General features: G+C 44.0%; 15 protein-coding genes. 5 read left to right on the top strand and 10 right to left on the bottom strand.

Going from position 1 to position 13,372, the window contains the following annotated elements:
• Positions 1-11 precede the first annotated feature (11 nt).
• From KDK67_RS01175 to KDK67_RS01220, 10 genes are all read right to left on the bottom strand, one after another.
• Complete coding sequence (locus tag KDK67_RS01175; protein ID WP_250867013.1) at positions 12-527, bottom strand: hypothetical protein; 516 nt, start codon at positions 525-527, stop codon at positions 12-14.
• An 18-nt stretch (positions 528-545) separates the two neighbouring features.
• On the bottom strand, positions 546-905 hold the full coding sequence (locus tag KDK67_RS01180; RefSeq protein ID WP_250867014.1) for a DUF2073 domain-containing protein: 360 nt from the start codon (positions 903-905) through the stop codon (positions 546-548).
• 5 nt (positions 906-910) lie between these two features.
• Positions 911-1,534, bottom strand: coding sequence for an Era-like GTP-binding protein (locus tag KDK67_RS01185; protein ID WP_250867015.1), 624 nt, complete (start codon positions 1,532-1,534; stop codon positions 911-913).
• Positions 1,535-1,675: 141 nt separating this feature from the next.
• Positions 1,676-2,689, bottom strand: a complete 1,014-nt coding sequence (locus KDK67_RS01190) for a phosphate uptake regulator PhoU (protein WP_250867016.1) — start codon at positions 2,687-2,689, stop codon at positions 1,676-1,678.
• Between the two features lie 98 nt (positions 2,690-2,787).
• The gene (locus tag KDK67_RS01195; RefSeq protein ID WP_250867017.1) at positions 2,788-3,444 is read right to left on the bottom strand and encodes a protein-L-isoaspartate O-methyltransferase; all 657 of its coding nucleotides are present in this window, start codon (positions 3,442-3,444) and stop codon (positions 2,788-2,790) included.
• Positions 3,396-4,043 (bottom strand): HVO_0476 family zinc finger protein, encoded by a 648-nt coding sequence (locus KDK67_RS01200; protein WP_250867018.1) that lies wholly within the window; start codon positions 4,041-4,043, stop codon positions 3,396-3,398. Before KDK67_RS01200 ends, KDK67_RS01195 begins: the two co-directional genes overlap by 49 nt.
• Positions 4,044-4,096: 53 nt before the next feature.
• Positions 4,097-4,966: an agmatinase gene (gene speB / locus KDK67_RS01205; protein ID WP_250867019.1), complete on the bottom strand. Its 870-nt coding sequence runs from the start codon at positions 4,964-4,966 to the stop codon at positions 4,097-4,099.
• Positions 4,967-4,981: 15 nt separating this feature from the next.
• Entirely contained in the window at positions 4,982-5,365 is a 384-nt protein-coding gene (locus KDK67_RS01210; RefSeq protein WP_250867020.1) for a translation initiation factor IF-5A, read from the bottom strand.
• Between the two features lie 171 nt (positions 5,366-5,536).
• On the bottom strand, positions 5,537-6,232 hold the full coding sequence (locus KDK67_RS01215; RefSeq protein WP_250867021.1) for a matrixin family metalloprotease: 696 nt from the start codon (positions 6,230-6,232) through the stop codon (positions 5,537-5,539).
• A gap of 19 nt (positions 6,233-6,251) precedes the next feature.
• A complete protein-coding gene (locus tag KDK67_RS01220; protein ID WP_250867022.1) occupies positions 6,252-7,652 on the bottom strand; it encodes a sensor histidine kinase in 1,401 nt (466 codons plus the stop codon).
• A 143-nt stretch (positions 7,653-7,795) separates the two neighbouring features.
• On the opposite strand from KDK67_RS01220, the gene KDK67_RS01225 reads away from it, so the two are divergent.
• The 5 genes from KDK67_RS01225 to KDK67_RS01245 all read left to right on the top strand — a co-directional run bounded on the left by KDK67_RS01225 (position 7,796) and on the right by KDK67_RS01245 (position 13,371).
• Complete coding sequence (locus tag KDK67_RS01225; protein WP_250867023.1) at positions 7,796-8,572, top strand: thermonuclease family protein; 777 nt, start codon at positions 7,796-7,798, stop codon at positions 8,570-8,572.
• Positions 8,573-8,660: 88 nt separating this feature from the next.
• Entirely contained in the window at positions 8,661-9,461 is an 801-nt protein-coding gene (locus KDK67_RS01230) for an HAD family hydrolase (protein ID WP_250867024.1), read from the top strand.
• 265 nt (positions 9,462-9,726) lie between these two features.
• Positions 9,727-11,343 (top strand): methyl coenzyme M reductase system, component A2, encoded by a 1,617-nt coding sequence (atwA, locus tag KDK67_RS01235; RefSeq protein WP_250867025.1) that lies wholly within the window; start codon positions 9,727-9,729, stop codon positions 11,341-11,343.
• A gap of 29 nt (positions 11,344-11,372) precedes the next feature.
• Positions 11,373-12,944, top strand: coding sequence for a methyl-coenzyme M reductase-associated protein Mmp3 (mmp3, locus tag KDK67_RS01240; protein WP_250867026.1), 1,572 nt, complete (start codon positions 11,373-11,375; stop codon positions 12,942-12,944).
• Positions 12,937-13,371: a methanogenesis marker 6 protein gene (locus KDK67_RS01245; protein ID WP_250867027.1), complete on the top strand. Its 435-nt coding sequence runs from the start codon at positions 12,937-12,939 to the stop codon at positions 13,369-13,371. Before mmp3 ends, KDK67_RS01245 begins: the two co-directional genes overlap by 8 nt.
• Position 13,372 lies beyond the last annotated feature (1 nt).

The following is a 13,372-nucleotide window of genomic DNA, read 5'->3' on the forward strand; positions in this document are numbered from 1 at the left end:
ATTCATTCCTTTCATGGTTTAGGGGCATCTCTGTGCTTGCCCTCATCTTTATATGTAATATCCTTTACTTTCCATCCCTCGATATTCTTGAATTCCTCAGATAATCGATCGATGTCTGAATCGTCACCGTTCCAGTAAATGTCAAGGTGCACATCATCCTTCTTCAAATCTTCGATGATGGACTCTGCCAGATGGTAAAGTGCTTTGTTACTGTAAAATGGGATGTTGAACATGGCCCGATATCCATTATGTGTCTTCGCATAGGATACCAGGATATAGCCACTACTTTCATATTCAGTGATCTTATCGAAGTCACATACGAGCTCAGTTTCATGGACCGCTGTTTTGTCTATCTTTGAGATGCTGATGAGGGTTTGCCCTACAATGACAGCGGCTGTCTGGCGTCCGTACCAGATGGATATCTTTCCATAGGTGCAGACAATGTTGACCTCATCTGTCCCCATGGCATAAGAAGACAATGAATGAGTGGCTTCTATTGCTTTTTGTTTTTTTTCAGCGTTATCCATTCGGTGTCCCACTTATGATTATTTGCTTGAGACGAGTGCACTTATCATGTCACGGTCTTTCTTCAAGGTTTTCAGCTTGTTGGCAGGCCCTATCACAGTAAGTCGGGTTCGAACTACGTTCTTCTTGAGCAGCTTTCCAAGCAATGATTTATCTGTCTGGCTCGGATAACTTTCCATCTCGATCCCTGCAAAATCATCAGGCTCGATCTGTGTCATCGTCATTTCGATAAGCGTTGCTTCTTCTTCAGGGGTAAGCCCCTTTTCAAGAACGAGGATCTTCCCATCCTTAACTTCATCAATAATAAATCGAATCTTTTCCACAGGTTGCATTTTTGCGAGTTTGTCCTCTGAGACCAGGTCCATTTGAATTCCCTGCATATCGATCACCCAAACCTTTTTGCAACTTCATCGTAGAAAGTATCGATGTTCTTTCCCTCAAGGGCAGATATGGCTACCATTGGATGCTGTGGGAATGCTTCTCTTATTGAAGTAGCTGAGGATTCCGGAAGGTCTGTCTTGTTAGCAACGATAAGTAGCGGTAAGTTCCTTGCTTCCATATTCCCAATGACCGTAACATTGACCTGGGTATATGGGTCTTCAGTTGCATCCATTACCAGTATGACCCCGTCAAGGTTCTCCAGCCACTTTACTGCTTCAATGACCCCTTCGGTTGCTTCCTTTGCCCTTCTTTTGGATTCTGCTTCGTTCATTCCCAGTTCCATGAACTCATGGAAATCGATCTTTGTTGCAAGTCCGGGTGTATCAATGATATCAAGACTTATCGATCCACCGTTTGATTGGATGGTAACTCCTTCTCGTCGTCTTGCACGGCGGGTTTCGTGAGCAATGTGGGATACTGAGCCCATGGCATCGCCTGTCCAGTCTCTGAGTATCCGGTTTGCAAGTGTGGTCTTTCCTGCATTGGGCGGACCATAAATACCGATTCGTGCATTCTTTTTGTTAAACATCCTTTTGAAGAATTTCTTAAATGATCCCATTACGCCCATAAGTTCCCTCCGATGTGATACGGGAATTCCATTCAAATATATACGTTTTGATATTACTCATGCCTTATAAATAATAGCCTGAGTACCATTATTCTAATTATGGATTATTAAATACGTCATAATAAATAATCATTCTGGATTTCATTTGTTTTGAATGAGTGCCATTGATAGATTTATTGCGAGTTCTGCAATGTTGGACCCATAATCCCCTATCCTGTCAAGACTGTCTGCCACAGTGCCAAGTGCAACAATGGATTCAGGTGACTCAAGCGTTAAAAGGGATGCATCAAGTGCATTGATCTTAACCTTTGTATCATCTGCCCTTGAGATGACCATATTTGCAAGTCCCGTGTTCTGGGTGTACAATGCCTCGATGGCATCCTCTACCATTTTACTTGAGGCTTCTGTTGAGGCCTCTATAAGGTCCATTGTTTCCGCAGGGATCTGGATCTCCAATGTCGGTACTATCGCTGCTATCTTTGCAGCGTGGTCAGCAATACGCTCAAGAGAACTTGCAGCGAGTCTCAGATCGTGATACTCATCGATCGTTGTCTCGGATGCATCGGGGACACGCTTTCCACGGAGCACTGATCTGAACTGCTTTGATATCAACAGGAATAAACGGTCAACTTCATCATCACGCTCTACTACATCAATGGCGAGGTCATCGTCCTGTGTCTTTAATGCCTGTATGGCATCCTTTAGCATGGAATTGGAGATAAGGAATATTCGGCGAACACTCTTTTTAATGGATACTTCGTTCGGGTTCAAAAGGTCCTGAATGAGTACCGTTTTTGCGGTCTCTTCGATTATCTCCGGTCCGATCAGCTTATAACAAACATTTCGGATGGTCTTCTTCTGTTCCGCCTGTATCCTGTTTGCACGAAGTTCAATAAGGTCAGACCCGGACAGGTATGCAGCAATAAGGGTGCGTATAAGCTCGTCTCCAGTGTGGCCGCTAACATCTATCACATTCTTTTTCTGGGCAGGTGTCTCACTGTCCATTGGAGCGATCGTAAGCGAACCGTCCGATCGTGGCAGAAGTGTCACCTGTGACCCGGTCTTTATTCCAGCCCCTTCAGCCCATTTTTTTGGGAGTGATACGATGTATGTGGACCCGCCCGTCTGCTGTATCTTTCTCGTTTCTATGTTCATCTCTCCTTTCTGCACATTTCTATGTAGTGCTATATACGAAGGGGCATGTATATAGTTTTATTCAGGAGATATAAATATATTTATGCATTATCCATAGTTCAAAAGCCGTATTTTCCAATAAGGGGTACAAATATGACCTCTCCCCATGTTCTATAATTGATGTTGCCTTCGTTGTCTTTCCTTACGATGACAAGGTTTTGATGCCGTGTTCCTACTGGGACCACCATTATCCCGTTGTTTGCTAACTGTTCCCTGAGCGGCTGTGGTACTTCGGGGGCTGCGGAAGTCACAGTGATGCGTTCGTATGGGGCGTGTTCAGGTAGGCCGCAGGAACCGTCATCATGTATCACAGTGACGTTTGAATATCCTGCTCTTTCAAGATTGCTTCTGGCAAGCTCGGCAAGTTCTGGAATTCGCTCTATTGTGTAGATATTCCCGTTCTTACCTACAAGTTCAGCCATCACAGCAGCATTATATCCAGATCCGCTTCCAATCTCCAGAATGGTCATACCTTCGGTAATTTCCAGAAGATCGCACATTATGGCAACCATATGAGGTGCGGAGATCGTCTGATCATGTCCGATGGGTAACGGAGTGTCTGCATAAGCAACACTTTGCATATCCTCCGGAACAAAAAGGTGTCGCGGGACCTTTTTCATGGCATTGAGCACTCGCTTGCCAGTCCCGTTCAATTCCAGTGCTCTTATTAATATCTCTTGTCCCTTTGGCTCCATGAGGTTTTCCCTTCTCCCCATCCTGTCCTGCGCTTTTCGATCGAATAGATACGTTTGATATACTTGGCAGCAACACTATCTCCCTTTCGTGATCGGAATCCGCCATCTCTGATCTTTATCTTGGTGATGTGGAACGACTTTCCGCCGGCGTTATAGTCTCCACCGACAACGAACTCAAATTCTCCCGGGACTTTCTTTTCCAGAGATGTTGAGCCGTTCCTTACCTTCAATGATATCTTTGCAGTAACCTCGTCTGTGGCACGTCCCCAGACCACATCGATCTTCTCGACTTGCTGGCGGTCCACACGGCGACCTTCGGATTCAATGGCAGTGACAATTATTGGATATACTTCGTCAGAGTGCTCATCATCGACCACAAGTTCATCATCGATATATAGCATATCCTCTGAGTCGATAGGTGCGTGAAGGGTAAATGAAATATCATCCTTGCTAACAATTATTTTTGTAATGATCGGCTTTTTCTCTTCAATTATGGTTGTGTGGACTGCTCCACATTCCTGACATTGTACGACGGGATTCTGTCCCGCTCTCATTATCTCGTGTTCTACTGGCTCTTCAGGTGAGCATACAGGACACTCGACTATTACTTCTTCGTTCATGGTATCTGAGCATATGATTGTTAGATGTGTGTATAAACTTAACCATGAACGTTTCATCTAATTGAGGCAGCATGTGCAGCGATGAACTCGCGGATATATTTTGCACCAAGTATTGCAGTCTGCCCGTTATCATATTCCGGAGAGATCTCCACCACATCAAAACCTCTGGCAATGGGTGCTAATTTCCTTATGATGTCTCTCACTTGTACCGATGAAAGTCCAAATGGTTCAGGTGTTCCCAGTCCAGGTGCAAACGCGGGGTCAAGTGCATCCATATCAAGGGAGATGTAAATATTCTCACAATCAAGATATTCATTGATCTCCTCAGTGAGTCCCTTTATCCCCTTCTCTGTAACATCTTCGGGAGTATAATAACGGACGTTGTTCTCTTTGGCATAGTCCCATTCTTCCTTTGGACCGCTTCGAATGCCTATGCTGACATAGTTCTCAGTGACCTCTTCGAGAATATGGCGGGAAACACATGCATGATTGTACTTCATTCCCTCAAACTCATCCCGAAGGTCAAAATGTGCATCCAGTACAACGATTCCGAGATCCTCTCCTGCATGTTTTGCACAGGCTTTCACACATGGCAGTGTCAGTGAGTGTTCCCCGCCCATCATTATCGGGATCTTTCCGTCATCAACGATGTTAAGGATATCGAGATAAAGCTCATCAAGGACATCGTCCACAAGAGCCCCTGCTTCGAAATTTCCTGCATCATGGGCCGGAACGTCTGATATATCAATATCAAAAAAAGAGTTATAACTTTCAAAATTTGCAGTGGCGCTCCTTATGGCATCAGGAGCCCATCTGCTTCCAGCCCTGAACGATGATGTGCGGTCAAATGGTACTCCAAATATGACATAACTGGCAGAATCGTAGTCTGCCAGTGCATCCATCATGCCGGGCTGATAGAACATAATATTCCTAAGGGTTTATCTAAGGTCTATCTTCATCTTACCCATGGCTTCAAGGTATGTGATATCTTTACCTTCAGTGACCCTGTCCTTGTAGTCTTCAGGGATGGTAAGTTCGAATGTAGCGTAGGTTTCCATGTCCATGAGCTGTGCGATGTTGCCGGAAATGGATAATACCTGTGCACTCTTACGCTCGACGATAGGTACGTAGGTCTTAGCGGAAACTGAGCTTATGATGGAACGTTTCTGGCCATCGAATATGCCAACTGCCTCTATCCTTGCTTTTGCTGATCCGTGCTTACCTGGCTTTGATTTTTGTATGCTCTTGATGACACATGGCTCATCATCGGCAAGGACGTATTTACCTTCTTTAAGTTCTTTAACCTCTACCTGCTGTTTCATTTATAATCCTCCTGTAATCGCAAAAATGTAATGTTTTTTATTAATGGATGAATGTGTGGTTATAAATCTTTATTCTATATATCAATCTAACGAACAAAGAAATTCATGGGCATGGATGTTTCAAAACTATTTAAATGCATATCCTATGGATATATTCCAATGTTCTGCAATTCACTTTTTAAAGTGTTTATCCTCAAGGCTCTTTATCTTTTTGTGATAGCGCAGCCATCCTGTTCCCAAATATCCCAGAACGCCTATGGCTATCAATACAATTGCAATTATTATCGGATACGTCTTTTCCAGAAGCAAGGGATTCACATTCTCCCTCTGTTCATACGAGGGATACATTATGTCCTTCTTGTCATTACTATGGTCAAGCCCAAGGGCATGTCCGAACTCATGTATGGCGATCTGTTCCATGTTCGCATCTCCATATTGCTGCCAGGAAAATCCTCTTTTATCGCCGACTTCCAGAACTATACTGACACGAACGAATCTGCCAGCAGCTATTTCCGGTCGGCAGTATCCTGCAACACCATCCTCTGCACCGGTGGCCTCTTCCATGGTCTCGACCCACATGACGTAAATATCTGCATTAGGGTTATCAACTATCTCGAAATCGGGGTTATAATACAGTTTACCGTTCCCTCCGTTTTCCCAATACTTCGTTGCATCCACAATTGCTGTCCGATATGTATGGCTGTAGTGGAGGGGGGTATTCACATCATCTATATACACTGTTATGGGAGAATGGTCCCAGGGTTCGTCAAAGAATCTCGGATATTCCTTTTCTCCAAGAGCTCCGAATGCAGGAGTCACAAGGGTGCATATCAGAAGAATGCTGATAATCGTAAATTTGAGCTTCATTTCATCTCACTTGGGAATGTTATCTATCTTTGAATGTGATAGTTATTTCTGTTCCATTACTTCTGTTAAGATGTACATTTCCACCGATCTGGTCCACCAGTTCGTTCACCAGTTGCATGCCTAAGGTATTTGTTTTGCCTATCTCTATCCCTTTCGGGATGCCTATCCCATCATCGGCAACAATGAAAGTGAACTGCTCTTCCTTTTTGTGGAAAGCAATGGATATGTTCCCTTTTCCTTCTGGGAATGCATATTTGAAAGAGTTCACAATAAGTTCATTAAGAATAAGCCCGAGGTGGATGGCTTTGTCAACGTTCAAAAGAATATCCTCGACATCCATACTTAGTTCAATATCTTTTCCCTGCAGGTCATTCATCTGGTACAGATAATTTGTAACGTCATTCACATAATCCCGGAAAGCAACGTTTGTCATATCTCTTGAACGGTACAGTTCTTCATGTGCAATGGATATTGAATGGACGCGGTTCCTGCTTTCTTCAAATGCATCTATCACACGGGGGTCTGTGAAATTGCTGGCCTCAAGGTCCAGCAGACTGGCGATTATCTGAAGATTGTTCTTTATACGATGGTGTATCTCTTTTTCATGTGTCTCTTCAGCCTTCGCAAGTGCTTCTTCTGCTCTCTTTTTCTCAGTAATATCTTCCCCGGAAGATAACATCCCTGTTATTTTTCCATCCTTATCTTTTAACAGGGTGTTGTGCCAATTTATGATCCTTTCTTCTCCATCCGGTCTTAGCAGTGGGGATTCAAAGTTATCAAGGCCGTCCACTTTTCCAGAGATAAAGGTGTCAAAGTCTGAGATCTCCTTTTCCCTAAATCTTTCCGGTATAAGCGTTTTGAAGAAATCAGTTCCTATAAAGTCCACTTCCTCGCAACCTATGATCTTACAACCTTTCTTGTTGATCAGCTTGAGCTTATGGTCGGGGTCTATCACTGTGAGCATGACATCGGCGGTTTCAAGATATTTTTTGGCAAGATCCTTTTCCGCGATGTTCTTATCGTAAAGCTCTTTGAGTCTCAACAGGGATTTGACCCTTGTTTTCAGTTCGATCTGATCGATCGGCTTTGTCAGGAATTCATCTGCGCCGGCTTCAAGGCCCTGGATGCGGTCCTTTCTTCTGGAAAGGGCTGAAACAATGATGATGGGTATGAATTGAGTATTCTCATTTTCTTTGAGTTTAACACACACTTCATAACCTTTCATATCCGGCATCATCACATCAAGTAGAACAAGATCTATCTCCTCTTTTTCAAGGATCTCAAGTGCTTCTTTTCCCCGGTATGCAGGAATCATCTCATAATCGGGAGAGAGGTACGCTTCCATTAGTTCTACATTTTTTTGGTCATCATCCACGACCAAAATTCTTGGTAAAGCATTTTCCTGCACTTTGGATCCCATTCCTTGAGAATTGACTTGTTTGAAGACAAATATTGTCAATCACATCCATCTTGATACTCTTCTATATAAAATGACCCATCTTTTCATTCATTTATATAATTCATTCAGAAAATGTTATAATGTTCTTCTATAGTCTTCCCTCCATGAATAAATATGTGGCTCTTCTTTTGGTCATTTTATGCCTTGTCGGATCTTCAGGTTGTGTGGGGTCGGACATCGATTCATCGGCTCATACCCTTGAGTTTGTGAATGTGACGGAGGTTATAGATGGTGATACGATCGTGATCTCTTCAGGTGAAAGAGTAAGGCTTATAGGAGTTGATACTCCTGAGGTCGGAGAACCTTATTATTCCGAAGCGAAGCAATATATGGTGCAAAGGGTCCTTGGCAAGGTAGTCGGGCTCGAAAAGGATGTTAGTGAGACCGATCATTATGGCAGACTTTTAAGGTATGTCTGGGTGGACGGTGAAATGGTGAACAAAGAACTTGTCCTTTCAGGACTTGCTTTCTCAAAGACCTATAGGCCGGATATTTATTATCAGGACATTTTTGACAGTGCGGAGATAATGGCAAAAGAGAATGGTGTCGGGCTCTGGTCGGTTCCTGCCATGGCGGAGGATGCTGTCACTATCTCATATCTGGAAGCAGGACGCTACATCGACCAGGTCGTTACAGTTGAAGGCACGATAGTACGGACCACAAAAAAAGATGATTCGGGGATAGTCTTCCTTAATTTCCATGACCCTTATGAGGGATATTTCACTGTGGTCATATGGAGTGATGACTGGGATCGTTTTTCACAGGACCCTGATATCATGTATGGGGGAAAACACGTGTTAGTGACCGGAAAGGTGATCGAGTACAAAGGAAGTCCTGAGATCATCGTTGAAGACCCTTCACAGATCGTTATCATTCAATGAAGGGGGTCCTTTTGTTCTTTAGCCTTCTTCCTCTTCTTCTTTTTTGAGAACACAAGTTTAATAATCTGGTAAGCTGAATCATATCATTATGCAAAAGAACGTAGCTGTGGTCTTTGATAGTGCTGGAACTCTACTGCATATGTATCGCGTTGCAAAGGATATGGGGACCGGTCAGATCATTACGGGCATAGATAGTACCGGACTTGTTGCACAACGAAAGGGGCGGGCACTTATCGTTCTTCATACTGAACCCAGTGTGGTATTGAGTGCCGACCATAGCATGCGTGTTAGTGATTTTATCGATGAGTATGGTATAACTATTGCTATCAGTTGTGCCAGCGATCCGTTCTCTGTTGATGAAGCCTATGATATTATTAAAGGAAGCGAACTGAGGATCTCTGATATACTTCAGGTAGTTGACAGGGTAAAAGCACGGTGTCCAAACATCTTCTATGTCGCAGCCGGGATCATAGTGGACAGGAACGATTATTCGGTCCCTTATGTATTGAGTACGGGGGGACGTTTGTTCCACGATACAAAAGATACCATCGAAAAACTTGAAGAGCGCGGGGCTGATATCTATATTGCTTCGGGTGACAGTATGCGCAATCTCGAACAGCTTGCAAAATGTCTTGCTATTCCTATGGATAGGGTATTTGATATTGCCACCACCCGTGAAAAAGAGCGGATCATCCTTGAGCTGAAAGATAAGTATGAAAAAGTTCTCATGGTGGGCGATGGGATGAATGATATTCTTGCTCTCAGGGCAGCTGATGTCGGGGTGATGACCATACAACAGGGGGATGAACGCCCGGAAAAGTTGATGAAGTCTGCAAACGTTATTATCAATTATATTAAAGAAGTAGTTGACCTCATTGACAGGGATTGAATCCTAATCATCTGGCGGTTGGTCACCTTTTGGGTCGATGGTATCTGTTTTTTAATGTTAACACTGATACGGCAATACGTTATATTTATGTACTGCATTATGTAACTCTGTGTATCTACTGAGGATAAATTCTTGGTGATGTTATGCACAAAATGAAGTTAATTCGGTTTTGATATTTATATACAAAACCATTAAGTAATATTGAAAATCAATATATCAATATATAAAAATGGGTACTTACGCTAACCATATCGGAGGAAAGCAAATGTCATTGTTCATCGAGGTCAAAGATCTAACTATCACTTACGACGGTGTTAATGTTCTGAAGAATATCAATCTTAACATCAATGAAGGTGAGGTTATTGGAATTCTGGGGCGCAGTGGTGCTGGGAAAACAATTTTGATGCACGCTCTGCGAGGTGCTGAAGAATACGAGAACATTTCCGGTTCCATCATTTATCATCTTGCGAGATGCGATAAATGTGGTCATATCGACCCGCCAAGTAAAGTAGGCAAGCCTTGCCGTCTCTGTAATCATGAGGATATGAAGGCATTTGATGCGGATTTTGTAGCTCTGTCTCAGCATGATCATGAGCGCAGGAGCGTTTCCATGAGAATTGCCATTATGTTGCAGCGTACATTCGCCCTTTATGGCGATGATCAGGTAGTTGCAAATGTGATGAACTCTCTGAAAGAGATCGGATATACAGGTCCTGATGCGATGTCAAGGGCTATGGAACTTCTTGAAGATGTCTGTCTGTCTCACAGGTTGATGCACGTTGCGCGTGATCTGAGTGGTGGGGAGAAACAAAGGGTGGTTCTTGCAAGGCAACTTGTGAGAAATCCAATGTTTTTGCTTGCGGATGAACCTACCGGCACGCTCGATCCAAGGACTGCCGATATCGTCCATGATGTTATTGAAAAGGCCGTGAAAGATTATAATATGACCATGGTCATCACATCTCACTGGTCTGAGGTCATCGAGAAGCTTGCAGATAAGGCTATCATCCTTGAAGATGGTGCGATAATCAGTGAAGGTGAGCCTTGCAAGGTTGCTAAAGAGTTCATGGGCATGGTGTCCAGCATTGAGAAGAATGTCAAAGTTCCTCTTGGTGCTCCGATAATCGATGTCAAGAACCTTGTCAAGAAATATATCTCTGTAACAAGGGGCGTTATACATGCGGTAAATGATATCTCCTTTGATGTGAAGGAAGGTGAGATATTTGGTCTTGCAGGCACAAGTGGTGCAGGAAAGACAACTACCTCCGAGATGCTCATGGGAATCGTTGCACCTACAAAAGGGGATATTCAGGTCCGTGTGGGCGATGAATGGGTGGACATGACCAAACCGGGTCCTGATAACAGGGGACGTGCCACTAAATATATGGGTATTCTGCATCAGGAATATGGGCTTTACACTCACAGGACGATCATTGACAACCTGACGGAGTCAATAGGTATCGACCTGCCTTATGAGCTTGCAGTACGCAAGGCCATTAAGACGCTTGTAACTACTGGTTTTAGCGAGGATAAGGCAAAATCCATTCTTCCAAAGATGGCAGATGATATCAGTGAAGGTGAAAGGCACAGGGTTGCTCTTGCTCAGATATTGATGAAGGAACCTAACATCATTATCATGGACGAACCTACCGGTACCATGGACCCTATCACAAAGATAGAGGTCACAAGGTCCATTCTCAAAGCACGTGAAGAAATGGGTGATACGTTCGTTATCGTATCTCACGACATGGACTTCCTGCATGAAGTATGTGACCGTGTTGCACTGATGAGAGATGCTAAGATCGTGTCGATCGGTGAGCCGGCAGAGGTGCTTTCTCAACTTACTGAAGAAGAACGTTTGCTTGTTGCTCAGGGAGCATAAGTTTAACATTTAGCTTCTTATATTATGTAATGGAGGCGATAGGCCTGAGCGGCGAGATTAGTGTAGAGGTCAATGATCATCGCATAGCAATGCCCCCAAATTCTACATTGGGGGATGCTATACAAGCATCTGAAACTCCTTATAGGGAAGGTTCTGCCATAGGTCTTCTCAAGAAAGATGAGGGCGGTAGAAGCGGTGCTATTATCGATTATGTCGTTAAGACCTCTAAAGGTGAATTTAAAATAGAACTCAATGGTGGGTCTGTATCCTCAGGGATATGGGCAGACCGTTTTAAAGATTATGAAGGTGTCAGTGTACGCTGGGATTCCAGGGATGCAATAGCTTTTGGTCCTTTCGAGGCGGATATTGTTCCTGGTAAAGGCTCAGTATCACTTGAGAAATATGATGTGATCTTCGGTGCGGGTGGTCTTGATCCCGGTAATACTCATTTGATCATCGCATTGGATGATCACTCCTCGGAATACGGTGCACCTGAAGATGGTTCCTTTGGAAAGGTGATCAGTGGTATCAATGTCCTGAAAGAACTTGGAAGCGGGGATAGTATCCTTTCCATCGAACCTGTTCTGGAGTGGGAAGAGACAGGGGAGCATATCTGTACTTCCGATCTCTCCACAGTACTTGAGGACGGATACCGTATATTCACTTATGTGGAAGTGGAGCTTAATCCGGAAACTCCTGAGGGGGCAGAACACTTTTTTGCTTTGATCCGGGATGGGACCTTCGAGGTGGACTTTGTTTCCAGCTCTTTTATTTCGGATAGTTCCTTGCACGGTGAGATGTGCAAGTATGAAGGTTTTGACCCGCGGGATAAAGGTTCAGTATGGGTAAGGACAGTAGGGTATGGTTCCGGCAAGGTCTTCATTGCCCGCGATGACCGTCCGGCAAGTGTCATGCATTCCGTTATAGGACATTTGTCGCATGGCATGGAGCTTGTGCAGATGGCGGAAGCCGGTCAGAAATTGATGGTAAAGACTGATCCGGAACCGATCTGGTTATTGGGTCTGTCTTTCAAAGCTGCAGAGGAAAAGCTTTCTGCACTTGGTATCGAGATTGTTAAGAAAGGATACGTGGAAGAAGATGCTGTTGTTGTGAAACAGGATCCCCCGCACAGCATCGATGTTATGCGACAGGGATCTGTGGAAGTTATCGGTGTTCCGGATTCAAAGCTTGTTAGCATTGAACTTTATGATGATCTGGCTCCAAAAACGCTTGATTTCTTCAGACATGCTATCGATCTCCAGTTCAAACCCGTTGGGGCATTGCCGGTCATGATGACCTACGAGAACACGTATATATTCAAGGCGGAAAAGGCTGCGGAAAAATATAAGGAGATCATGCCTGAGAACGTTCCCGTAGGCAAGGTAAATGCAGGTGATATCGGTGTCACCAACCAGGCGGCTAAAAGGCATGGTATGGTTGGTGTAAAACTGGACGATGATGATATGTTCGGTCCTACGGGTGAGAAGTTCCTGAGCACAAATATCATTGGTCATATCCTTGAACCTGAGAAACTTAAAGGGCTTAAGGATGGGGATGTTATGTACGTTATTGAAGTAAGGGGAGTGATAATTGATGGCTGAAGAAACTGAGGATAACATCACGAAGATAGTTGTCATAAGTTCGGACAGCATCCTGCCCACGGACGCAGCTATGAAGGTTTACGAATCGGAAGATTCCATCACCATCAAGGAGACCTGTTTTGGTACGATGGTGAATGGTCCGAGAGAGGCTGTGCTCAAAGTGGTCGAAACCCTTCGTTCAATGGACCGTAATCATATATTTGTAAAGGAAAGGGGCTTTAAGCCAGGCGCAGAGGTTCGATGCCGGGCGGGAAGAGGAGGCGGTCCAAGACCAGGTTTCCATTTCCTGAGGGAAGAGGTGAATATGCTTCCCATGATAGGCAGAGCATTGGACAAATATGAGGCTGGCGAACCCCTTGAAGAGCATGAGGCTCCGAAAAAACTTGATATATCGAAGTTGAAGAAGATAATTGATTCAGAATTATGAG

Source organism: Methanococcoides seepicolus (assembly GCF_023684405.1).
GTDB classification, from domain to species: domain Archaea; phylum Halobacteriota; class Methanosarcinia; order Methanosarcinales; family Methanosarcinaceae; genus Methanococcoides; species Methanococcoides seepicolus.